The following is a 22,190-nucleotide window of genomic DNA, read 5'->3' as shown; positions in this document are numbered from 1 at the left end:
CCGAACCGGTTGACCGGCGGCCTTCTACTACGGCTCGTCGTCGCGCTGCCTCACCCGCGTGCCCCGATCGCAGTGAGATATTCCGGTGCGTTACCGTGATCAATCTCACATGTTTGGACGGATCGCACGTAGCGCTTGCGGACCGCGCAATCGTTTCGTTACCGTCAATGCGGTCGATGTCACAACACGGTCACGACTAGGAGGACGGCAAGCTTGACGCAGCACAGCACTCCGCAGACGGAGAGCCGTTCCTTAACGCCTATGACCAGGCAGTTCGACACCGTGATCTCTCGCTCGATGATGATGATGTGGCACCACCGATGAACCATCGCTCGACCTTCGCAACCGAAAATCGCGCTCGCTCCGGACATCGTTACCGATCCGATGACGACGAGGGATTCGGTGGACATTCCAATGCTGCGATAGATCCCTTCGGGACTTCGTCGCGGCGTGCCGGTGGGCATCGATATGCGACCGGCGGACACGAGGACAGCTCGTTGAGTGCGAACGATTCTTGGGCACAATCCGATTCCGCTTGGGGGCAGGCGCAGGCCGCGTCGCCACAAGTCGATTCGTGGGGACAGTCGCAGGCTTGGACGCAGGGCGATTCCTGGGCCGATGGCGGTGCGTGGGCGTCCGAAGATTCCTGGACTCCCGAGGACAACGAGACCTGGCACGCCGACTCCGAGGCATCATGGACGCCGGAGGCGGACGGGGCCTGGGACGCCGACGAGTCCTGGGATGGCGAATCGTGGGATGGCAGCGACTCTTCCTGGGAATCCGAGGATCCGGAAGGGTCGGCCCGGCCCACTGTGATCCCGGGCCGCCGGGCGAACCGCGGTAATGGTGGCGCGCATCGGATGCCCGCGCCCCCGACCTCGCTCAAGGGCCGCGCCGCGGTCGTCGCCGTCGCCGCGGGTGCGGTGGTCGCCGCCGGACAGGCCGCCTTTGCCTCGCCCGAACAGCCTTCGCAGGCCGTCGATTACGAGGCCGCCGGACAGATTCACGAAATCGCGGCGCAGTCGGTCAGCGTGGCCGATCCGAATACTTCGCCGGATTCGCCTCAGGTGCTCAGTGTTTCGGCGCCGACCAATCTCGGTCAGTTCGGCGACATGCTGCAAAAGGGGCAGAAGTTCGCCGACGATCTGGCGGCGCAGGAGGCCTCGAAACTCCGCCCGCTGTTCACCAAATTCGCGGCAGGCAATTTCACCTCCGGATTCGGCGCCCGCTGGGGGGTACAGCATCTCGGCGTCGATATCGCGGGCCCGATCGGCACGCCGATCTACGCCGTCGCCGACGCCACCGTGATCGAGGCAGGTCCGGCATCCGGATTCGGTATGTGGGTGCGACTGCTGCACGATGACGGCACCGTCACCATCTACGGCCACATCGACACCGCGACGGTGTCGCAGGGTCAGCGCGTGCTGGCCGGTGATCAGATCGCCACCATCGGCAACCGTGGTTTCTCCACCGGCCCGCACTGCCATTTCGAAGTGTGGTTGAACGGTGTCGACAAGGTCGATCCGCTGCCGTGGTTGGCGACACGCGGCATCAGCTTGGGCCCGCAGCGCGACTGATTCATTTTCCGGGCAAGGGACTCTCTTCGGAGTCGGTGTATCCCTGCGCGCTCGGAGCCGAATTCAAAGTGCAGCAATAGGATTCATCGAACGACTGGTTGCGGTACCGCTATCGATTCGTTACCGTCGATGGACCCGTTTCCCTTCCGTAGTTGTGACCGGAGGATAGACATCTCCATGCGCGTTACCAACACCCCGAGCGCTGTCCACGACACCCGAAGACCAGGAACTTTCGAACCTTTCTCGCATTCAGGACAATTCGGGCGCGCCAGTGATGTGATGCGGTTACCGCGATGACGCGAGAGTGGCTATCGGGCTCCGATGAGCGAAGAGTACCGGTTCAGCATTATCTAGATAATTCTTGGCAATCCTCAGGGCAGTCGAACGACGTCGAATCCTGGCAGCTGAATGATCAATGGTCGCAAGCGGATTCAGCGTTCGACAGTGTTATTCAGAGCTACAGCGGGGGACGGAACTCCGCCGCGTGGCAGGACCGCGCGTGGCAGAGCTACAGCGGCAGCCAGTATCACGCTGGGCAGGACTACAGCACAGACCAGGATCAGGGCGTCGGCCAGATCAACGACACAAACCAAAATTATGGTGATAGCCCGCTTTACAGCGCGGGCAACGGAAGTCGGCACCAGTTCGGCGACGGCCGCGATGAAAACCTGGACTGGAACCGCGACGCCATACAGGATCACGACGCAAGCCAGAGCGACGGCACAAGGCCGAACCACAACGCAGGCCAGAACTACGACGCAAACCACGATTACGGCGACAGCCTGATCTACAGCACGAGCAACGGAAGCCGGCACCAGTTCGGCGACGGCCGCGATGAAAACCTGGACTGGAACGACGACGCCATACAGGATCACGGCGCTGTCCAGGAATACCGCGCAAGCCAGGATCACGCCGCAGGGCAGGACTACAACGCAGGCCACGATTACGGCGACAGCCTGATCTACAGCACGGGCAATGCCGACTGGCACGGGTTCCCCGGCGACGGCGAACAAGGTCTGGGCTGGTACGGCCGCGCGACCGAGGACCCCGGCAAAAGCCAGAGCGAGCGCATGCGCCAGGGCTACGGCGCAAGCCAGGAGTATGGCCACAGCGCGGGCGTCGGCGGGCGTGTGTTCGGCGAGGACCCCGATGAAAGCATCGACTGGCCCGGCGCCGCTATCCAGGATTACGCCACAAGCCAGGGCTACGGCACCAACCAGGATTACAGCGACAGCCTGATCTACAGCACGGGCAACGGCAGCTGGCACGAGCTCGGCGACGGCCACGATCAGAATTTGACCTGGAACGGTGGCGCCTACCGGAATTACGGGGCAGGCCAAGATCACAGCGCAAGTCCGGGTCACGTAGGCCAGTACCACGGCACCAGCCTGGACAACGGCATGGGCAACGGCGGCTGGCGCGAGCCCGTCGGCGACCACGATCAGGGCTTGAACTGGATCGGCGACGGCACAAGCCAGAGCGACGGCACAAGCCAACACCACAGCGCACGCCAACATCACAGCACACGCCAAGACCACAGCACACGCCAGGAACACGGCACGAGCGAGTGCGACCCAAGCCCGGAGTACGGCAACAGCCTGGACCACGGCGTGGGTAATCGCGGCTGGCACCAGCTCCACGGCGACCGCGATAAGAGCCTGGACTGGAACGGCCGCGCTATCCAGCACCACGGCGAAAGCCAGGGCGAAGGCGTAGGCGGGAGTCAGGAGACAAGCCTGAGTGCCGGCGTCCGCCAAGAACACGATGCAGACCAGTACTACGACGCAAACCACGATTACGGCGCCAGTCTGCTTTACAGTGCGGGCAACGCAGACTGGCGCGGATTCGATGGCGGCCTCGATGAGGGCGTGGACCGGGATGGGATCGCGCTCCAGCATCGCGATGGCGCTCGGCGCGACGACGCTTTGCGGAATCGCGGTGGGGCTCGGGGTGGTAGCGATTTCGGGGGTGTGGGCGGTGCTCGGGATGTCGAGGGGCGGGCGGGTGCTCCTGCCGATTCGGCCGGGCGGCGGAAGCGGCGGGGTGGTGCGCATCGGGTGCCCGCGCCGCCGCGGGCGTTGAAGGGGCGAGCGGCCGTTATCGCGGTGGCGGCGGGGGCGATTGTGGCTGCGGGGCAGAATTTGGCGGCGGGTAGTGAAAAGTCGCCGCAGACAGCGGAATTGGAGGCCGTCGGGCAGCAGCAGGCGTTGGAGCCGGTGAGCGGTGACCTGCCGACGACACCGGAGTTGCTCGACACGGCCACTCCGACGAACCTCGGGCAGTTCTCCGATGTGCTGGAGAACGGCGATAAGTTCGCGCAGGACTTGGCGGCGGAGGTGGAGGCGAAGCTGCGGCCGCTGTTCACGAAGTTCGCTTCGGGCACATTCACTTCCGGATACGGCGAGCGCTGGGGCGTGCTGCATCCCGGTGTCGACGTCGCCGCACCCATCGGCACACCGATCTACGCGGTCGAGGACGGCACCGTTATCGACGCCGGCCCGGCAGCGGGTTTCGGCATGTGGGTACGGATGCGCGGCGACGACGGCACCGTCACGGTGTACGGCCACATCAATACCGCACTGGTCTCGGTGGGCGAGCACGTCATCGCGGGCGACGAGATCGCCACTGTCGGCAACCGCGGCGAATCCACCGGCCCACACTGCCACTTCGAAGTCTGGCTCAACGGCACCGACCGCATCGACCCCCTCCCCTGGCTCGCCACCCGCGGCATCAGCCTCGGCCAAGAACGCGACTGACCCCGCACCAACAGCCCCGAACCCCTCACCCCAGAGACTCACCAGCAAGCGCCGAGCCCCCTCGATGAGATGGCCGGTCCACCCAGCATTGTGCCCCCACTCCCGCTGGCCCCCCTCGAGACCCAGATCTGGCATTGGTCAGATGTTCACCATGCGCTGAGGGCGGCATCGGTCGAGAGACCACTCCACCAGCGCATAGTGAACATCTGACCAGCTGGTGGAGGAGGCGCTGTGGCGATGGGGGTGTTGGCGCTGTCGCATTTTGGTGCTCGTTGGCGTGGTAGTCGCCGCTGGTTTAGGCGACCCGGAGTGGTCCAGCCAAAGGCTGTGCTTCGATGCCACCAACGGCAGTCACCTCGTATCCCCGCCCGACACCACCCACCTATCTGCCCGCTCCGACGCAGAACGAGCCGGCACTGAAGTCAGGCCTACGGCGCGGCAGCGATTGCCAGTCCGATCAAACCCACGACCTTGACTACCTCCAACCCCACATACCAATAGTGAGCGTGCGAGCGCGGGACCTCTGCGCCCGCGAGCACGCGGTCCGAGCGGCGGGTCAGCAGTGGCCGGACCGCGAGGAGTTGGATTGCGAGGATCGCGGCGGCGATGCCGAGCCAGATCCGAACGGCACCGCTGGGTGCGACGACCAAGCTCGCCACGATCAACAGGGCGGCGAGGACGGTCTCCACGATATTCAGCGCCCGGAATACCAGCCGTCCGATGCCGAGGCCGAGTGGCACGGTGATGCCCGGCGCCCGGAACTTCAGCGGCGCTTCCAGGAACGAGATGGCCAGCACCATGCCGAGCCACAGCATCGGAAGCAACCACAGCAGGTATTGCGCGACGGTTTCCATGTCGCGCACGCTACCGACAGCATCGTCGATAGATCAGGGGTCCAAGGCCCCTATCAGAGCTTGACCAGGGTGCGGCTGTATTGCGGGATGAGGCGGATCTTGCCCGCGGTGCCGAAGTCGATGGTGACGGTCGCCAAGGGGCCGAAGCCTTCGGCGGCGACCACTCGGCCGAGGCCGTACTTGTCGTCGCTGACTCGATCGCCAACCGCCAGTACGAGATTGGCATTGTTGCGGCTTGCACCGCCGGGTGCGGGGCGGCGTGGGGCGCGGTCGCTGACGCCCGGTCGCGGCTGATTCCAGCCGTCGCGGGTCCAGTCGTGTTCCAGGCCGTCGTCGTCGCCGCGGCGGCGGATGCCGCGAGTGAGTGGCGAACCCTTCGGCTCCAACCGCTGCCAGTCGACGAGGTGGGCCGGAATCTCTTGCAGGAATCGGGATTCCGGATTCGAGACCGGCTGCCCCCAGCCGGAGCGCACCACCGCGCGGGTGACATAGAGCCGTTGCCGCGCCCGGGTGATGCCGACGTAGGCGAGGCGGCGTTCCTCGGCCAGTTCGGTCGGATCGCCGAGGGCGCGCATATGCGGGAACTGCCCGTCCTCCCAACCGGTCACGAAGACCACCGGGAATTCCAGGCCCTTGGCGGTGTGCAGCGTCATCATGGTGACCACGCCGGTGCCCTCCTCGGGCAGCTGATCGCTATCGGCCACCAGCGATACGCGTTCGAGGAAGGCGGCGAGCGAGCCAGGGTCTGGTTCCCCCTCGGCCACCTCGGGCACCAGTCCCTCTTCCCGGGCGGCTTCGGCGTTGTTGTAGGCCTCGGAGCTGAATTCCCGTGCGACGCTCACCAATTCGTTGAGGTTGTCGAGCCGGGCACCGTCCTGGGGATCGTCGGAACCCTCCAACTCGGCCCGGTAGCCGGTGCGGTCGAGTACCGCCTCGACCATGTTGCCGAGGTCGGGGAAGTCCTGATCCGGCTGTGCACCGGCCGCCCGCACCTCTTCGAGCAGGTCGAGGAATCCGGCGATCGCGCGCTGCGCCCGCGTATTGAGCAGTGCCACTTTGCCATCGGCCGCATCGCGCAGTGCCTCGGCGAAACCGAGGCCGCGCTGTTCGGCATGCACTGCCACGCAGGCCTCGGCCCGGTCGCCGATGCCGCGGCGCGGGGTGTTGAGGATGCGGCGCAGGCTCACCGTGTCCTCCGGATTGTCGAGCACGCGCAGATACGCGACGATATCGCGCACCTCCTTGCGCTCGTAGAAGCGCACGCCGCCGACCACCTTGTAGGGCAGTCCCATGCGAATGAAGATTTCTTCCAACGCGCGGGAGTTGTTGTTGGTGCGGTAGAAGACCGCGACATCGCTGTAGTTGGCATCGCCCGCGTCCACCAGCCGGTCGATCTCGCGCGCCACGAACGAGGCCTCGTCGTGCTCGTTGTCGGCGACGTAGCCGGTGAGCAGATCGCCCTCACCGGAATCGGTCCACAGCCGCTTGTCCCGGCGCTTCTCATTGCGCGATATCACCGCGTTGGCGGCAGACAGAATGTTCTGGGTGGAGCGGTAGTTCTGTTCGAGCAGAATGGTTTCCGCATCCGGGAAGTCGCGTTCGAATTCCTCGATATTGCGGATGGTCGCGCCGCGGAAGGCGTAGATGGACTGGTCCGCGTCGCCGACAACGCACAGTTCGCTCGGCTCGACCGCGTCTTCGGCCTGCTCTTGCGCGTGATGCCCGACCAACTCGCGAACCAGGATGTATTGGGCGTGGTTGGTGTCCTGGTACTCGTCGACCAGCACATGCCGGAACCGGCGACGGTAGTACTCGGCGACCTGCGGATGGTTCTGCAGCAGCGCCACCGTTTCACCGATCAGATCGTCGAAGTCGAGTGCGTTCGCCGAACGCAACCGGCGCTGATATTCGGTGTACACGCGGGCGACGAGTCCGGGCAGTTCGGTTTCGTCGGTTTCGGCATCGGCGGTGGCCTGCTCCGGCCCGATGAGCTCGTTCTTCAAATTCGAGATGGCAGTGGCCAGCAGCCGCGCCGAATATTTCTTGACGTCGATATCGAAGTCGCGGCTGATCATGGTGAGCAACCGCCGGGAATCGTCGGCGTCGTAGATGGAGAAATTGGAATTCAGGCCGGGCAGCAGCGCGGCCTGCATGCGCAGGATGCGGACGCAGCTGGAGTGGAAGGTCGAGACCCACATGTTGTTCGCGCGCGGGCCGACCAGCCCGCTCACCCGCTCGCGCATTTCGGCGGCGGCCTTATTGGTGAAGGTGATGGCCAGGACCTGACCAGGGGTTACGCCACGAGCAGCCAGCAAGTAGGCGATGCGCCGGGTGAGCACGGCGGTCTTGCCCGAACCCGCGCCCGCGACGATCAGCAGCGGCGCACCGGTGTGCACGACCGCGGCGCGCTGCTGCGGATTGAGACCGTCGAGCAGCCGCTCGGCCTCCTCCGCGCGACGTTGCTCACGTTCGGCGCGACGCTTTTCTTGTTCGACACGGTGCTTGTCGTCCACGACACGCCGCGACGCATCATCGACGGCCGGATGCGGGACCCCCGTAGCGGTGGGCACGGCGGACTCGCCCATCTCCTCGGTGCGAGCAGCGTCGACCTGCGGTTTCTGGGCTGAATCCTGGTGCCGAGTCCGCCCGGCCTGCGTCTTGGGAGCCACCGTGATGTCCATCGCCCATCCACGCTACCGGCGGGCACCGACAGAGATGAAGTCCCCGTCGACATCGGTGTCCATTCAGCGAACGGCAGGTGAACCGCCCCGGGTCGACACGGGCGTCGCAACGTGCAAGCCTTACTCGGGAGATTCACAAAATGAGGTGTTTTGCATTGCTTCGGCCCCGTGGCACACTGGCCCACATGACCTGCGCTCCCGCCGCGAAGTATCCGATTCGGCTGACGGCCGGATATCGTGATCGCGGGCTTTGTACCTGAGCGCGCTGCCTGGGGGAGGATTGCAAGACCTACCAGGTTTGTTTTACACGGTGAAAGAACCGATCGGTAACGAGCTCGGCTCACCGGCCGATCCATGTTCTGACACGAGGAGATGAATGATGAGCACCCCCGCCACGACCGGGTCCGATTCGGCTCTGCCCCACACCGAGGCCGAGATCGACAAGCTCCGCAAGGAGATCGACCAGCTCGACGCGGAAATCCTGGCCGCCGTCAAGCGCCGCTCCGAGATCTCCCGGATCATCGGTCGCACGCGCATGGCCTCCGGCGGCCCCCGCCTCGTACACAGTCGTGAGATGAAGGTGCTCGAGCGCTTCAGCGAACTCGGCCAGGAGGGCCACACTCTCGCCATGCTGCTGCTGCGCCTCGGTCGCGGCCGACTCGGCCACTGACAGTCTCCGGCCGCCAAAAGCGGACCGATCGGACCACGCGGCGTTCGCGAGATCGCCGCCTTCCACAAGGCCGCCCCGGGTGTATTTCACCCCGGGGCGGTCGTTTCATGTCTGCGGGTCAGGTCAGCGCGATGTACTTGGTGGACAAGTACTCCTCGATACCCTCGATACCGCCTTCGCGGCCGAAGCCGGAGGCCTTGACGCCACCGAAAGGTGCTGCGGGATCGGAAATTACGCCGCGGTTGATGCCGACCATGCCGGATTCGATGCCCTCGGCGATGCGCAGGGCACGGTCGAGATCGCGGGTGTAGACGTAGCTCACCAGGCCGAATTCGGTGTTGTTGGCGGCGGCGAGGCCCTCCTCCTCGGTGTCGAAGCCGACGATGGGGGCGACGGGGCCGAAGACCTCCTCGCGCAAGATCCGAGCATTCGCGGGTACCTCGCTGAGGATGGTCGCGGGATAGAACCAGCCGGGGCCGCCGGGCGCCTTGCCACCGAGGCGGACCTGCGCACCGACCGCCACCGCGTCATCGACAAGTTCGCTGACGGTATCGAGCTGCTCCTCGTTGATCAGCGGGCCGAGTGTGGTGTTCGGATCGGTGCCCGGCCCGAGGGTGACCGTATTCGACATCGCCTCGACGAGTTTGGTGGTGAACTCCTCGAGCACGCCGTTCTGCACGTGGAAGCGGTTGGCCGCGGTGCACGCCTCGCCGCCATTGCGCAGTTTGGCCAGCATCGCGCCCTGTACGGCGGCGTCGATATCGGCATCGTCGAAAACCACGAACGGTGCGTTGCCGCCGAGCTCCATCGAGGTGCGCAGCAGCCCGTTCGCCGACTTCTCCACCAGCTTCTTGCCGACCTCGGTGGACCCGGTGAAGGTGAGCTTGCGCAGGCGTGGATCGTCGAGCAGCGGCTGGGTGACAGCGCCGGAACGGCTGGAGGTGATCACCGAGAGCACCCCGTCCGGCAACCCCGCCGCACTGCACAATTCGGCCAGCGCCAGCATGGTCAGCGGGGTTGCCGATGCGGGCTTGACGATCATCGTGCAGCCCGCGGCCAGCGCTGGTCCGATCTTGCGGGTGCCCATGGCGAGCGGGAAGTTCCACGGCGTGATGGCCAGACACGGCCCGACCGGCTGCTTGTGCACCATGATCCGTCCGGTGCCGGACGGCGCGTGCAAGTAGCGTCCGTGCGCCCGCACCGCCTCCTCACTGAACCAGCGGAAGAATTCGGCGCCGTAGCGCACCTCGTTGCGGCTTTCCGGCAGCGCCTTGCCCATCTCCAGCGTCATCAGCAGCGCGAATTCCTCGGCGCGCGCGGTCAGCTGGTCGAAAACCCGGCGCAGGATCTCGCCGCGCTCCCGCGACGGTGTCGCCGCCCATTCGGCCTGCACCGCGACGGCCGCGTCGAGCGCGCGCACGGCATCTTCCGGCGTGGCGTCGGCGACTTCGGCCAGCACCTGCCCGTCGGCCGGATTGTGCACGGGGAAGGTGCCGCCCCCGGTGGCGTCGACGGGACCGCCGATCCACAGCTGCGTCGGCACGGATTGGAGTACTTCGCGTTCGGACACCATGTACCCCAGCCTAAGCCGCGCGCTCGCGCATCACCCTCGACTCATCGATCCGAAATTCGCCGGCCTATGCGAGCGGCTGCACCCCCGTCCGAGCGACACGCGACTGATCGCCACGGGGTAGCCGTCAGGACAACATCGGCGAAAGTATGCGGTCCCTCCCTGCGCGTCCGATCGAGTGCTTGTAACCTCGCGGACGTGAGCAGCGACATCACCGCATCGGCGGCCTGGCGGAAACTGCACGAGCACCATGGCGCCGTCGCCGGACGACACCTGCGTGAATACTTCGTCGAGGATCCCGACCGCGGCCGCGAGCTGATCGTCCAGGTCGGGGACCTGCACATCGACTACAGCAAGCACCGCGTCACTCGGGAAACCCTGCATCTGCTGGTCGAATTGGCGGATGAGGCCGGGGTGGCCCAACGGCGCGACGCGATGTTCCGCGGCGACCACATCAACACCTCGGAGGACCGGGCGGTCGAACATATCGCGCTGCGCCTGCCCGAGGGCGAATCGGTCATCGTGGACGGCGTGGATGCGGGTGCCGAGGTGCACGAGGTGCTGCGGCGGATGGGCGAATTCACCGACGCGGTGCGCTCGGGTGCGTGGCGCGGCGCGACCGGCGAGCGCATCAAGACCGTGGTGAATATCGGCATCGGCGGTTCGGATCTCGGCCCGGATATGGTGCACCGCGCGCTGCGGCACTATGCCGATGCCGGGATCGGCGCCCGATTCGTCTCGAATGTCGACCCGGCCGATCTGCTCGCGAAACTCGACGGACTCGATCCGGCCGGCACGCTGTTCATTGTTGCCTCCAAGACGTTTTCGACGCTGGAGACGCTGACCAATGCCACCGCCGCCCGGCGCTGGCTGGTCGCCGCGCTCGGCGAGGATGCCGTCGCGAAGCATTTCGTGGCCGTCTCGACGAATGCCGAGCGGGTCGCCGAATTCGGCATCGACACCGCGAATATGTTCGGCTTCTGGGATTGGGTCGGCGGTCGGTATTCGGTGGATTCGGCCATCGGTCTTTCGGTGATGGCGACGATCGGCAAGGAGCGCTTCGCCGAATTCCTGGCCGGAATGCACGCCGTCGACCGGCATTTCGCGACCGAGCCGCTGGACCGCAACGGTCCGGTACTGCTCGGCCTGCTCGGCGTCTGGTACTCGAACTTCTTCGGCGCGGAATCGCGTGCGGTGCTGCCCTATTCGAACGATCTGTCGCGCTTTCCGGCCTATCTGCAGCAGCTGACCATGGAGTCCAACGGCAAATCGGTGCGCGCCGACGGCACCCCGGTGACCACCTCGACCGGCGAAATCTTCTGGGGCGAACCGGGAACCAACGGCCAGCACGCCTTCTACCAGCTGCTGCACCAGGGCACCCGGCTGATCCCGGCCGATTTCATCGGATTCGCCCAGCCCACCGCCGATCTGCCAACCATCGACGGCACCGGCAGCATGCACGACATCCTGATGAGCAACCTGTTCGCGCAGACCAAGGTGCTCGCCTTCGGCAAGACTGCCGACGAGATCGCGGCCGAGGGCACCGATCCGAAGGTGGTGCCGCACAAGGTGATGCCGGGCAATCGGCCGAGCACCACCATTCTCGCGCCGCAGCTCACCCCCTCGGTGGTCGGCCAGTTGATCGCGCTCTACGAGCATCAGGTATTCGTCGAGGGCACCATCTGGGGCATCGACAGCTTCGACCAGTGGGGTGTGGAACTCGGCAAGCAGCAGGCGCTCGCGCTGGCCCCCTTGCTGACGTCTCCGGAAGAGCCGCAGTCGCAAGGGGACTCGTCCACCGACGCCCTGATCGGCTGGTATCGCGACAACCGCTGAGCCTCAGCCCAGCGCCTGCGCCGTCTTGATCAGGGCGGCGACGACATCCGGGAAGTCGGCGGTGATCTCCGGACCGATTTCGGGGCCGACGGTATCGGCGGCGTCGCCGATGATCTCGGTCCGGTAGACGACGCGGGTCCACCCCTCGCCCACCGGCTCCAGGCGGTGCTCGGTGACGACGGTGAAATCGCCACCGTCCATTTCATCGGTGAACAGTTCGCCGGCTTCGATCTCCACCAGGCGCATGCGCACGGCATCGCCGCCGGGGAGCGTCATGGTGAACGAAGTGCCGACCTCGAACGGGCCGTCGATTTCGATCTCGTCGAGCCCCTCGTTCCATTCGGGCCAGGACTCCACATCCGACCAGCACCGCCACAGCGCCTCCGGCGCGACCGCAGTCTCCGCGCTGTATTCGTACTCCCACATTCCGCTTGCTCCCGGCTGCCTCGACACGATTTGTCGAGCGAGATCATGTCACCTCCAGCGTGATTCGGCGACGGGGCGCACATCACCCCTCGGCGGCGTAGTAGCGGCCGCCGCGCTGACGCAGAACGAGGTCGGCTCCGTGCCTGGTATCGGCGATCAGATCGGCATTGGGTAGATCGCTGTCGTACACCTTGATTTTCGCGGCGTCAGGGGTGCGGCCGCCGCGAATGTGGCGGCGCAGCAGGCGTTGTTCGAGCACCTCGCGGGCCACGTCCAGGTACCAGACCTCGTCGAGGAATTCGCGGACGCCCGACCAGGCGCCCTCGGACAGCAGCAGGTAGTTGCCCTCGGTGATGGCGATCTCGTGCCGATCGAAGACGACACCGGCCGGAGTCGGTTCCTCGATGGCCCGGTCGAAGGTCGGCCACGGCACCGGCTCGCCGAGTGGGGTATCGCGCAGGCGGCGCAGGGTTTCCACGAAGGCGGCCACGTCGAAGGTGTGCGGTTCGCCCTTGCGCTCCAGATTGGCCGTCGCGCGCAGTACGGCGTTGGGCAGGTGGAAACCGTCCATCGGCGCGATCTCGGCGATTCGGGCACCGGACCGGTTGTTCAGATCGTCGCGAATGGCCTTGGAGAGCGTGGATTTACCCGCACCCGGCGGACCGGCGATGCCGAGCACGTACCGTCGGTCGCACCCCGCCGCCCGGATCCGAAGGTGCTCGACCAGCGAGCGCAACGGCATTTCGACGGAAGTCCGTGTCATCAAAATCACAGTACTCAGCATGAGTCGGTCCGCTGCGAATTTGGGCGCGTGGCTATACAAGTCGGCTATCGAAGTCGCTGCCGGACTTCGGTGGCGAGGTCGGCGGCGACGTCGCGCAGTGCCTCGATGAAGATCTGTCTCGGGGAGTCACCACTTCGATAGACGACGCACGTCGTGCGAACCGCTGCGGGATGGTCGACGCGGACCAGTGCGATGCCCGGCGGCAGGACCGGCACCGCGATTCCGGGTACCACGGTGCTACCCATACCCGCCGCGACCAGACCGAGCTTGGCGAACCAGTCGCGGGCGACGAAGGCGATCTCCGGTTCCCAGGTGGCGTCGCGCCATGCGCCGAGCAGGGTGCTGCTCACCTCGGTGCTGCCGGCGATCCAGCGTTCCCCGCGCAGCTGCGCGGGCGTGACGCTGGCGTGGCCCGCGAGCGCATGGTCCGGCGGGACGGCGATGAGCAGCGGGTCGTCCAGTAGTGGCTCGATCGCGGTATCCGCGGGCAGGTTCCGCGTCTCGGTCACCACCGCCAGATCCAGCCGACCGCGTGCGACGGCGGATACCAATCGCGGACTGGTCCCTTCGCGTAGCGGTACTCGCGCGAGTCGGGATGCGGTGGCGGCAATGGCCCTTGGCACCAGTGCGGCCATGGCAGTCGAGAATGCGCCGACTCGGAGTGTGGCGGGCGGGCGCACGGTGAGTTCGTCGAGTTCTTGCCGCGCGGAGCCGAGCCCGCCGAGCACCGTTTCGGCATGCCGCAGCACAATCCGTCCCGCCTCGGTGGTCTGTACGCCGCGCGCGTGCCGTTCGAACAATGCCCGGCCCGCCGCCTGCTCCATCAGGGCGATCTGCCGGGACACCGCCGACTGCGTATAGCCCAGATTCTCCGCGGCCGTCGAGAACGAACCGCTGCGTGCGGCCTCCCGAACTACGCGCAATCCGACGATCGTGAACTCACCCATGCTGATTACTCATATCAAATATGCGTGACTCTCGCTTGTCGCATATCTCGGCGATACCTAGCGTCGGATGTATGAGTGCAGCAGCGAACAAGAAACTGATCGAGGACATCTTCGAGCAGATGTCCCAGGGCAATACTCGAGCGATGGGCGAGGCCATGGCCGAGGACTTCCGCTGGATCTTTCCGGGGAACTGGTCGTGGTCGCGCACCTGGGAACCGAAAACGGTTGTGCTGGACGAACTCCTGCGGCCGCTGATGACCCAGTTCGCCGATTACCGCAGCGTGGCCGACTTCGTGATCGCCGAAGACGACCGCGTCGTCGCCCAGGTCCGCGGCCACGGCATCACCACCGGCGGCGAGCCTTACGAGCAGACCTACTGTTTCATCTTCCGGATCGCGCATGGTCGGCTCACCGAGGTGATCGAGCATTGCGATACGGCACTGGTCGAGCGGGTGCTACAGCGCGTCGGCTAGTTCGGGCGGGTACCGCGATAGAAGGTGACACGACCGAGGCGACGGTGGCGCTGGGAGGCCACCACGGTGCAGTCGAAGCCGACGGTGCGCAGGAGTTGGGGGATGCCGTCGCCGAGGTTGTCATGGGCATGGTGGTTGTGCAGCAGCAGCCGGGCCATCAGGCCATCGTCCGGGGTCACCTCGCCGCCGATATCGAGGATGTGCAGGCTGCCGCCGGGGCGCAGGACGCGCAGCGCCTCGGCCAGTGCGGCGGTTTTGATGTCGGTTTCGAGGTGGTGCAGCATCATCGATGACAGGATGCGGTCGAATTCTTTGTCCGGATAGGGCAATTCCTGCGCGTAGGCGCGTTCGAAGCGGATTCCGCTCAGGCCGTTCGCCTTTCGCTCAGCACGGGCGAGTGCGAGCGGGTCGGGATCGGAGCCGATAACTTCTGCCGCAGGTTGGGTTCGCTTGGCCCGCAAGGTGAGATTTCCTGTGCCACAGCCGATTTCCAGTATCTGCTGACCGGGTTCGAGTTCGGCTTGCGCGACGAGGGTTTCGTGGAGTTTGTACATGCCGAGCAGGCGGGTGAGCAGATCGTAGGCGGGCAGCAGTGCGTCGCGACCAGCTGCGGGCAGGTAGTCGTGCTGGTTGCCCATGGCTCTGAGTACCGAATGTGGATGATCTTTGGTCATGATTCTTATGGTGCTCGCAGATCCAGCTCGATAATTGGGTGATTATCGGCCGAATTTGGACTATTTTCGGTGTCATGACCGAGGCTACCCGGGTGGTGCGGCACCGTCGTGGTGTTCCGGTGTACGACTATCGCAGTGATCAGGTGACGCCGCCGGTGTCGCTGCTGCGCTTCGATCGTCATGCCGAACTCGGGCACCGCCCGCATATTCACAACTTTCCGGTATTGCTCTACGTCCGGTCCGCCGGTGTGGTGTACGTCGTCGCGGCAGGTCAGGTGATCGAGGCGGCACCACCGCATGAGTTCGAAGGCGCGGTCGGGGTGTTCTTCGATCCCGCGACACTCGGCGATGCCGGACGCGCGCCATGGCCCGCGTGGCGGGCGCATCCGTTGCTGTTTCCATTCCTGCACGAGCATTCGGGTGGGGTGCTGGAGTTGACTGTCCCAGTTGAACGAAGACCGTTGTGGGACAATGCGATTGCCGCCATCGATGCCGAGCTGACGCAGCGGCAGGAGGGATATCGGCAGGCGGCGTCGGCACATCTGACACTGCTGCTCATCGACCTCGCGCGGCTGGCCGCCGATGTGGTGGGCGATCTGCGGCGCAGCGGCGAACCGCTGCTCGCCGAGGTGTTCGACCTGATCGACCAGCGGCACACCGCACCGCTGTCGCTACGCGATGTAGCAGATGCGGTCGGCATGACGCCGGGACATCTGACCACCGTGGTGCGACGCCGCACCGGACGCACGGTGCAGGCGTGGATCACCGAGCGTCGAATGACCGAGGCGCGGCGGTTGCTGGCCGAGACGGATCTGCCGGTCGGTGAGATCGCCCGGCGGGTCGGGATCCCGGACGCGGGCTACTTCACACGCTTATTCCGGCGCAACAACGATCTTTCACCTCGACAGTGGCGCGCCCAACCTGATTCGCTCGCGCGCTGACGCAAGGGACCCGAGCACGCACGGCGCGCCGAGGTGGGCGCGTGCAGCCGTAGCGCGCTGAACTGGGTGCCTGCACAAAACCCCTCGTCGGCGCCGACACGGGATGCCCGCGAACAACCGGGTCAGGTGAGGGCGCGGGCGATGATGTCGGTGGTGTTCACGCCGGTGGGGAGGGTGCCGAACGCGATGCCCCAGTCGTCGCCGAGGCGGGTGGCGCAGAAGGCGTCGGCGACAGCGGGGTGGCCGTGCCGGACGAGTTGCGCGCCCTGTAGGACCAGGGCCATGAGTTCGACGACGCGGCGGGCGCGGTATTCGATTTCGTCGAGGTCGGACAGTTCCTTGCCGAGGCGGGCGATGGCATCGTCGAGTCGGGGGTCGGCACCAGAGGCCAGCGAGACTTCGTTGAAGAAGGCCTCCACCGTTTCGGGCTGGCGGCCCATGGCGCGCAAGGCATCCAGCGCCGCCACATTGCCGGAGCCTTCCCAGATGGACATGAGCGGGGCCTCACGGTAGAGGCGCGGCATACCGGATTCCTCGGCATAACCGTTGCCGCCGAAGCATTCCAGGGCCTCGGCCGCATGCGCGGGAGCACGCTTGCAGACCCAATACTTGGTGACCGCCAAGGCGATTCGGCGCAGCGCGGCCTCAGCGGGGTCGGTGCTCGCACGGTCGGTCGCACCGGCCAGGCGCATCATGACCGTGGTGGCGGCATCGGATTCGATCACCAGGTCGGCGAGCACATTGCGCATCGCGGGTTGGTCGATCAGCTTGGCCCCGAACGCTTCTCGGTGCCGCGCGTGATGCGCGGCGTAGACGGCGCCGACGCGCATGCCGGTGGCGGAGCCGACGACGCAGTCCAGGCGGGTCATATTGACCATTTCGATGATGGTTTTGACGCCGGCCCCTTCCGCGCCGACCAGCCAGCCGGTGGCGTTCTCGTATTCGATCTCCGAGGACGCGTTCGACTTGTTGCCGAGCTTGTCCTTGAGGCGTTGGATCCGGATGGGGTTGCGGGTGTCGTCCGGAAGGACGCGCGGCAGCAGGAAGCAGGACAGACCGCCGGGCGCCTGGGCCAGGGTGAGGAACATATCCGACATGGGCGCCGAGGTGAACCACTTATGGCCGACGATGCGGTAGCTGCCGTCGGGTTGCGCTGTGGCGGTGGTGGTGTTGGCGCGGACATCGGAGCCGCCCTGCTTCTCGGTCATCGACATGCCCGCGATGAGACCGGCCTTGGTCGACGGTTCGCGCAGGCCGAAATCGTAAGTGCGGGAACCGAGTAGCGGTTCGTATCGGGCCGCGAGTTCCGCATTGTGGCGCAACGCGGGCACGACGGCGTAGGTCATCGAGATCGGACACATATGCCCGGGGTCGGCGACACCCCAGGTGTAGAACTTGGCCGCCCGGGCGGTATGGGCGCCGGGCCGGTCGTCAAGCCAGGGCGAGCCGTGGAGTCCGTGCGCGACAGCGACTTTCATCAGCTCGTGCCAGTACGGATGGAATTCGACCTCATCGATGCGGTTGCCGTAGCGGTCGTGCGTATGCAGGACGGGCGGGTATTCGTTGGCGAGGCGGCCCCACTCCTGCGCTTCGAATCCGCCTGCGAGCCTGCCGAGTTCACGCACTTCGGGTTCGGCCCAGCTCGCGCCCTCGCGGTGCAGTCCCTCGAGCAGGGCCGGGTTCTGCGCGACATCGAAGGGCACGATGTCGGGAACCTGGTTGAAGACTTCATGCGTCGGCATCGGATACTCCTGAGTCGGATTCATCGCGCACACCGAGTGCGCGTAACGCGAAACTGATGAGTTCGGGCACAACGGATTCGCCGTGCGGGGCATCGGCCAGTGGGCCGACCAGGACCTCGCCGATCGCGCCGACCAGCGCGGCCGCGCTGGTCTTGGCATCCTGCGCGGGCAATTCGCCGCGCGAAACACCCTCCGCGACAGCGGATTCGAAGGCCTCGGCAAACGCGCGACGGAAGCGCAGACGCTCGGCATCGACCACGGTATCGACGGGTTCGACGAGCAGGACGTAGGCGAGTTTCGGATTCTTCAGCGCCCGGCCCGCGAAGGTTTCCACTGCCGCGGTCACCCGCTCGACGGCCGTTCCCGAGGCGCTTGCGGTAACCACTGCGGCCACTTCGTGCGCGACCACCTTCCGGAACACCGCGCTCACCAGGTCGGCCTTGCCGCCGAAGTTCTTGTAGACCGTTCCGGTGGCCACGCCCGCCTCGGCGGCGACGGCCGCCATGGACAGTCCGGCATAGCCCGCGTGGGACAGCACCTTGGTCGCTGCCTGCACGATCAGGCCCGCCTGGGCATCGAGGCGGGCCTGCACGGCAGGGGTTCTGCGGTAGGCCATACAAGAAGTGAAGCACAAATTCATTTCTTCACACAAGGGTACTTCCGACGGCGTATGGTCGTCCTCGTGACTGTGCGAATCGAACGCAACGGGCCCGTGACCACCGTGATCCTGCACCGCCCCCAGGCACGCAACGCCGTCGACGGTCCGACCGCCGCGGCCCTGGTCGACGCATTCCGCGAATTCGATGCCGATCCGGATGCGGCGGTCGCCGTGCTGTGGGGCGACGGCGGCACCTTCTGCGCGGGCGCGGACCTGAAGGCGCTCGGCACCGAGCGCTCCAATCGGGTCACCGAGGACGGTGACGGTCCGATGGGTCCGACCCGAATGCGGCTGTCCAAACCGGTGATCGCCGCGATTTCCGGATACGCGGTCGCGGGCGGACTGGAGTTGGCGCTGTGGTGCGATATGCGAGTTGCCGAGCAGGACAGCACCTTCGGCGTGTTCTGTCGCCGCTGGGGTGTGCCGCTGATCGATGGCGGCACGATTCGGTTGCCGCGCATCATCGGCACCGGGCGCGCGATGGATATGGTGCTCACCGGTCGTGCCGTCGCCGCGACGGAGGCATTGCAGATCGGGCTGATCAATCGGGTGGTGCCGAATGGCGAATCCCGCAGTGCCGCAGAACAACTCGCCGCCGAACTAGCCGCACTGCCGCAGACCTGCCTGCGCTCGGACCGCATGTCCCTGCTGGAGCAGGACGGTATGGACGAAGAGGCCGCACTGCTCAACGAGTACCGACACGGCCTGAAGGCGCTGGCCGACGGAGCCCTGGACGGCGCGCAACGGTTCGCCGCCGGTGCGGGCCGTCACGGAGCGCGCTCCTGACAATGGCCGCCGCCCAACGGTTGAGCGTCGTCGACGAGATCTTCCTGCGCACGCATCGCGGACTCGGCACCCCGATCGCGCTCCAGGGTTTGTGGCGCACGGCCGATCGCGTCGATCCTGAGCTACTGCGGCAGGTGCACGCGGCGCTGCGGGTCGGGCCGTTGGGGCGCAGAGTGATTCGGCCTTCGGTTCCGGGTGCGCGTCGCAGTTGGCGGGGGAACACTCGGGCGTATCGGCTCGAGTTCACCGACGGCACCATCGCTACCCGGGACCTGCTCGAGTGGGCCGATGAGCAGGGCGCGAACCTCGATCCCGAATACGGTCCGGGTTGGCGATTGTCGACCGCCGCCCTGGATGACGGCGGATCGATCGTGTCGCTGACCTGTTCGCATGCGCTTGCCGACGGGAGAGCGCTTGTGCTCGCGGTCGATGATGCGCTGGGCGGCCCGTGCCTGGTCACATCCTCGGCGCAGGCAATGCGTTCCCCGGATACTGGGTCGGGCATGAGGTCGACGCTGTCGACAGACGGTGCTATCAGCACGCCAGCAACGAACTCTGCTGCGCCAGAGGCGAATTACTCGGACACGATACGAATGGTCGCAGGCACACCGGGGCGGTCGAGCACGAGCGAGCCGATGACGCCTACCGCTCTCGAGGCGACATCCGCTGCGCCAGAAGCAAATCGCTGCGACGGGAACGACCAGCCGGCATCCACTGCAGGAGAAGCAGACCGGTCCGGCGCGCGAGTGAATGCCTCGCTGCGCCGGGAAACCCCCGGTCCGGCATCGGATTGGTCCGATGCTCGGCGGCAGTGGTCGATTGTTGTGCGCGGCACGTTTCGTGCGCTTCGCCACGGAATCCCCGAACGTCCCGGCCGGTCGATTCGCGAACACGGGCTATCTACCCGTGAACGCGGGTCGATCACTGGACGCGGGGTTTACAGCGTGCCGACACTCAGCGTCGTACTGCGGTGTCCCGCTGCCGACTGGGAGGCAGCGGCTGTGGCGCAGCGCGGTACGGCCAATAGCTTATTCATCGCGCTGATCGCGAAGATGTTGTGGGCCAGTGGATTTCCCGGTGAGACGATCGATGCCAGCCTTCCGGTCGACACCCGCGACGAGCCGCGCGTCGACAACGACCTCGCGATGACCGAGATCACCATCGAGCGCAGCGATACTCCGGCCGCCATTCGCGAGAAAGCCCGAATCGCCTACGAGCGGCGCATGTCCAGCCCCGGCGGGATGCCGGAGGAACTGCTGCAGGTGATTCCGGATCGCTGGGCCTACGCCTTGTCCAGGGGCGCCGGTGAACGAGACATCCTGTGCTCCAACATCGGAACGCTCCCCGACTCCCTGCTCACCCTCGGCCCACATCGCTGCACCGGCGTCGCAGCCCGCGCCATCCACCCTGGCCTTACCGCCGACCGTCTCCCCCGCACCCGACTATCCGGCTATCTCTGCCGCATCGCGGACAACTACACCCTCGCCGTCGTCAGCCTCGCCCCCGCCCACATCGACACCCCCGAAACCCTCCGCACCCTGGCACACGAAACCGCAACCGCCCTCGGCCTCCCGATCACACTCTGGTGACCGCCGGCCCTCGGTAGTCCTCGACGGTCATCGAGTTGTAGAGGCGGGCGCTCTTGGTGGTGAGGCGGATGAAAGCGCGGCTGAGCCCCGGGGGCAGGGCGGAAATCAGGCGGCTGCCCTGGACCAGTCCCGACACGCCGAGGCGGGATGTGGGGATCAGGGTCTTGGCCGCGCTCAGCGCGACCGCGTGGCTGCCGCGTATGTGTTCCGCCATCGCTCGCTCGTAGGCGGGGAAGGCGCGCTCGTGGTTGCGGCCCGCCCGCGCCAACTCTCCGGCGAGGACGTACGCGCCGACGACGGCCAGCGTGGTGCTGCCGCCAACGGCCGGGCCGGGGCAGTAGCCCGCGTCGCCGACGAGTGTCACCCGCCCCCGCGACCAGGTGTCCATGCGCAGTTGGGTGATCGAGTCGAAGTAGAAGGCCGGGGTGCGGTCGAGCTCGTCGAGCCAGCGGTCCACGTCGGCGTGCATGCCGCCGAACGCATTGCGCAGCAAGTCCTTCTGCCGCGGCACGTCACGGTGGTGGTACTCGAGCTCGCGGTCGCTGCGGAACAGGAACAAAGCCCGCGCTTCACCGAGGTGCCGCGCGCCGTACATGCCGGCAGTACGGCCGACGCCGACGTGGATGCGCAGCTCGCCGTCGAGACCGAAACCGTTGGGCAGGGTCAGCACCCCTAGGTAGGCCCCGATGAAGGCGCTGAAGCGGGACTCGTCACCGAACACGAGGCGGCGCACGTTGGAGTGCAGCCCGTCCGCGCCGACGACGAGGTCGAAGCGGCGCGGCGCGGCGTTCTCGAACCGCACCTCGCCCTCGGGTGAGATCGCGGTGATCGAGTCGCCGAAGAGGTACTCGACGTCATCGCGCGCGGCTTCGTAGTAGATCTCGCTGAGGTCGTCACGCATGATCTCGACGTGCCGGTCGGAGGTTGCGCCGAAGATCTTGGAGAGGTCCACCCCGACGGGACGCCGTGCGCCCTCCGGGTAGAGGGTCATCCGTTTCGTGCCGGTGGCCCGCTCCTCGACGCGTGAGAGCACGCCCATCTTCTCCGAGATGTCCATCGCGGGCCGGAACAGGTCGACCGCGTGACCGCCGGTCTTGCGCAGAGCCGACGCACGCTCGACAACGGTGACGGAGAAGCCGTGCCTGGTGAGCCAGTACGCCAGCACCGGACCGGCGACGCTGGCGCCGGAGATGAGAATTCGCATGAGCATTTCTCCTTACTTAACG

19 protein-coding genes are annotated in these 22,190 nt (G+C 66.2%); 8 read left to right on the top strand and 11 right to left on the bottom strand.

Annotated features, from left to right (window positions below):
• Positions 1–179 precede the first annotated feature (179 nt).
• Positions 180–485: a hypothetical protein gene (locus ACQPYR_RS05805; protein ID WP_433628492.1), complete on the bottom strand. Its 306-nt coding sequence runs from the start codon at positions 483–485 to the stop codon at positions 180–182.
• A 12-nt stretch (positions 486–497) separates the two neighbouring features.
• On the opposite strand from ACQPYR_RS05805, the gene ACQPYR_RS05800 reads away from it, so the two are divergent.
• Positions 498–1,577, top strand: coding sequence for a peptidoglycan DD-metalloendopeptidase family protein (locus ACQPYR_RS05800; RefSeq protein WP_433628490.1), 1,080 nt, complete (start codon positions 498–500; stop codon positions 1,575–1,577).
• A gap of 1,925 nt (positions 1,578–3,502) precedes the next feature.
• Positions 3,503–4,333, top strand: a complete 831-nt coding sequence (locus ACQPYR_RS05795; protein ID WP_433635022.1) for a M23 family metallopeptidase — start codon at positions 3,503–3,505, stop codon at positions 4,331–4,333.
• A 428-nt stretch (positions 4,334–4,761) separates the two neighbouring features.
• On the opposite strand, the gene ACQPYR_RS05790 is transcribed toward ACQPYR_RS05795, so the two are convergent.
• Together ACQPYR_RS05790 and pcrA are read right to left on the bottom strand one after the other, a co-directional pair.
• A complete protein-coding gene (locus ACQPYR_RS05790; RefSeq protein WP_433628487.1) occupies positions 4,762–5,187 on the bottom strand; it encodes a hypothetical protein in 426 nt (141 codons plus the stop codon).
• Between the two features lie 53 nt (positions 5,188–5,240).
• The gene (gene pcrA / locus ACQPYR_RS05785; RefSeq protein ID WP_433628485.1) at positions 5,241–7,868 is read right to left on the bottom strand and encodes a DNA helicase PcrA; all 2,628 of its coding nucleotides are present in this window, start codon (positions 7,866–7,868) and stop codon (positions 5,241–5,243) included.
• Positions 7,869–8,247: 379 nt separating this feature from the next.
• Between pcrA and ACQPYR_RS05780 the strand changes: the two genes are divergently transcribed.
• Positions 8,248–8,538: a chorismate mutase gene (locus ACQPYR_RS05780; RefSeq protein ID WP_063036882.1), complete on the top strand. Its 291-nt coding sequence runs from the start codon at positions 8,248–8,250 to the stop codon at positions 8,536–8,538.
• 118 nt (positions 8,539–8,656) lie between these two features.
• Here the strand turns inward: ACQPYR_RS05780 and ACQPYR_RS05775 are convergent, their stop codons facing one another.
• Positions 8,657–10,111, bottom strand: coding sequence for an NAD-dependent succinate-semialdehyde dehydrogenase (locus ACQPYR_RS05775; protein WP_433628482.1), 1,455 nt, complete (start codon positions 10,109–10,111; stop codon positions 8,657–8,659).
• 195 nt (positions 10,112–10,306) lie between these two features.
• Between ACQPYR_RS05775 and pgi the strand changes: the two genes are divergently transcribed.
• Entirely contained in the window at positions 10,307–11,944 is a 1,638-nt protein-coding gene (gene pgi / locus ACQPYR_RS05770) for a glucose-6-phosphate isomerase (protein WP_433628479.1), read from the top strand.
• A 3-nt stretch (positions 11,945–11,947) separates the two neighbouring features.
• Here pgi and ACQPYR_RS05765 read toward each other — a convergent pair whose 3' ends face one another.
• From ACQPYR_RS05765 to ACQPYR_RS05755, 3 genes are all read right to left on the bottom strand, one after another.
• A complete protein-coding gene (locus tag ACQPYR_RS05765) occupies positions 11,948–12,370 on the bottom strand; it encodes an SRPBCC family protein (RefSeq protein WP_433628476.1) in 423 nt (140 codons plus the stop codon).
• An 82-nt stretch (positions 12,371–12,452) separates the two neighbouring features.
• Complete coding sequence (locus tag ACQPYR_RS05760) at positions 12,453–13,133, bottom strand: nucleoside/nucleotide kinase family protein (protein WP_433628473.1); 681 nt, start codon at positions 13,131–13,133, stop codon at positions 12,453–12,455.
• Positions 13,134–13,198: 65 nt separating this feature from the next.
• Positions 13,199–14,101 (bottom strand): LysR family transcriptional regulator, encoded by a 903-nt coding sequence (locus ACQPYR_RS05755; RefSeq protein WP_433628470.1) that lies wholly within the window; start codon positions 14,099–14,101, stop codon positions 13,199–13,201.
• A gap of 71 nt (positions 14,102–14,172) precedes the next feature.
• On the opposite strand from ACQPYR_RS05755, the gene ACQPYR_RS05750 reads away from it, so the two are divergent.
• Complete coding sequence (locus ACQPYR_RS05750) at positions 14,173–14,574, top strand: nuclear transport factor 2 family protein (RefSeq protein WP_433628467.1); 402 nt, start codon at positions 14,173–14,175, stop codon at positions 14,572–14,574.
• Here ACQPYR_RS05750 and ACQPYR_RS05745 read toward each other — a convergent pair.
• Positions 14,571–15,248 (bottom strand): class I SAM-dependent methyltransferase, encoded by a 678-nt coding sequence (locus ACQPYR_RS05745; RefSeq protein ID WP_433628464.1) that lies wholly within the window; start codon positions 15,246–15,248, stop codon positions 14,571–14,573. The genes ACQPYR_RS05750 and ACQPYR_RS05745 overlap by 4 nt on opposite strands.
• 74 nt (positions 15,249–15,322) lie before the next feature.
• Here ACQPYR_RS05745 and ACQPYR_RS05740 point away from each other — a divergent pair, with 74 nt between their 5' ends.
• Positions 15,323–16,189 carry a helix-turn-helix transcriptional regulator gene (locus ACQPYR_RS05740; protein WP_433628462.1) on the top strand — a complete coding sequence of 289 codons (867 nt, stop codon included), beginning with the start codon at positions 15,323–15,325 and terminating at the stop codon, positions 16,187–16,189.
• A gap of 122 nt (positions 16,190–16,311) precedes the next feature.
• On the opposite strand, the gene ACQPYR_RS05735 is transcribed toward ACQPYR_RS05740, so the two are convergent.
• Positions 16,312–17,931, bottom strand: coding sequence for an acyl-CoA dehydrogenase family protein (locus tag ACQPYR_RS05735; protein WP_433628459.1), 1,620 nt, complete (start codon positions 17,929–17,931; stop codon positions 16,312–16,314).
• Positions 17,918–18,547, bottom strand: a complete 630-nt coding sequence (locus ACQPYR_RS05730; RefSeq protein WP_433628457.1) for a TetR/AcrR family transcriptional regulator — start codon at positions 18,545–18,547, stop codon at positions 17,918–17,920. The genes ACQPYR_RS05735 and ACQPYR_RS05730 overlap by 14 nt, the downstream gene beginning before the upstream one ends.
• Before the next feature lie 54 nt (positions 18,548–18,601).
• Here ACQPYR_RS05730 and ACQPYR_RS05725 point away from each other — a divergent pair, with 54 nt between their 5' ends.
• Positions 18,602–19,375: a crotonase/enoyl-CoA hydratase family protein gene (locus ACQPYR_RS05725; RefSeq protein WP_218024791.1), complete on the top strand. Its 774-nt coding sequence runs from the start codon at positions 18,602–18,604 to the stop codon at positions 19,373–19,375.
• 2 nt (positions 19,376–19,377) lie between these two features.
• A complete protein-coding gene (locus tag ACQPYR_RS05720) occupies positions 19,378–20,964 on the top strand; it encodes a hypothetical protein (protein WP_433628454.1) in 1,587 nt (528 codons plus the stop codon).
• On the opposite strand, the gene ACQPYR_RS05715 is transcribed toward ACQPYR_RS05720, so the two are convergent.
• Complete coding sequence (locus ACQPYR_RS05715) at positions 20,951–22,168, bottom strand: FAD-dependent monooxygenase (RefSeq protein ID WP_433628452.1); 1,218 nt, start codon at positions 22,166–22,168, stop codon at positions 20,951–20,953. The two genes, ACQPYR_RS05720 and ACQPYR_RS05715, sit on opposite strands and share 14 nt — an antisense overlap.
• Positions 22,169–22,190: the final 22 nt, after the last annotated feature.

The organism is Nocardia sp. CA-120079 (assembly GCF_050955745.1).
Lineage (GTDB): Bacteria > Actinomycetota > Actinomycetes > Mycobacteriales > Mycobacteriaceae > Nocardia.
Note: the sequence above shows the minus strand (reverse complement) of the source record. Positions and strands in the feature narration are given on the sequence as shown.

Bases quoted from the DNA above. Each gene is read 5' to 3' on its own strand.
- ACQPYR_RS05735 (WP_433628459.1), bottom strand. From the start codon at position 17,931: ATGCCGACGCATGAAGTCTTCAACCAGGTTCCCGACATCGTGCCCTTC.
- ACQPYR_RS05725 (WP_218024791.1), top strand. From the start codon at position 18,602: ATGGTCGTCCTCGTGACTGTGCGAATCGAACGCAACGGGCCCGTGACC.
- ACQPYR_RS05755 (WP_433628470.1), bottom strand. From the start codon at position 14,101: ATGGGTGAGTTCACGATCGTCGGATTGCGCGTAGTTCGGGAGGCCGCA.
- ACQPYR_RS05720 (WP_433628454.1), top strand. From the start codon at position 19,378: ATGGCCGCCGCCCAACGGTTGAGCGTCGTCGACGAGATCTTCCTGCGC.
- pcrA (WP_433628485.1), bottom strand. From the start codon at position 7,868: ATGGACATCACGGTGGCTCCCAAGACGCAGGCCGGGCGGACTCGGCAC.
- ACQPYR_RS05780 (WP_063036882.1), top strand. From the start codon at position 8,248: ATGAGCACCCCCGCCACGACCGGGTCCGATTCGGCTCTGCCCCACACC.
- ACQPYR_RS05715 (WP_433628452.1), bottom strand. From the start codon at position 22,168: ATGCGAATTCTCATCTCCGGCGCCAGCGTCGCCGGTCCGGTGCTGGCG.
- ACQPYR_RS05790 (WP_433628487.1), bottom strand. From the start codon at position 5,187: ATGGAAACCGTCGCGCAATACCTGCTGTGGTTGCTTCCGATGCTGTGG.
- ACQPYR_RS05740 (WP_433628462.1), top strand. From the start codon at position 15,323: ATGACCGAGGCTACCCGGGTGGTGCGGCACCGTCGTGGTGTTCCGGTG.
- ACQPYR_RS05750 (WP_433628467.1), top strand. From the start codon at position 14,173: ATGAGTGCAGCAGCGAACAAGAAACTGATCGAGGACATCTTCGAGCAG.
- ACQPYR_RS05730 (WP_433628457.1), bottom strand. From the start codon at position 18,547: ATGGCCTACCGCAGAACCCCTGCCGTGCAGGCCCGCCTCGATGCCCAG.
- ACQPYR_RS05745 (WP_433628464.1), bottom strand. From the start codon at position 15,248: ATGACCAAAGATCATCCACATTCGGTACTCAGAGCCATGGGCAACCAG.
- ACQPYR_RS05765 (WP_433628476.1), bottom strand. From the start codon at position 12,370: ATGTGGGAGTACGAATACAGCGCGGAGACTGCGGTCGCGCCGGAGGCG.
- ACQPYR_RS05775 (WP_433628482.1), bottom strand. From the start codon at position 10,111: ATGGTGTCCGAACGCGAAGTACTCCAATCCGTGCCGACGCAGCTGTGG.
- ACQPYR_RS05760 (WP_433628473.1), bottom strand. From the start codon at position 13,133: ATGACACGGACTTCCGTCGAAATGCCGTTGCGCTCGCTGGTCGAGCAC.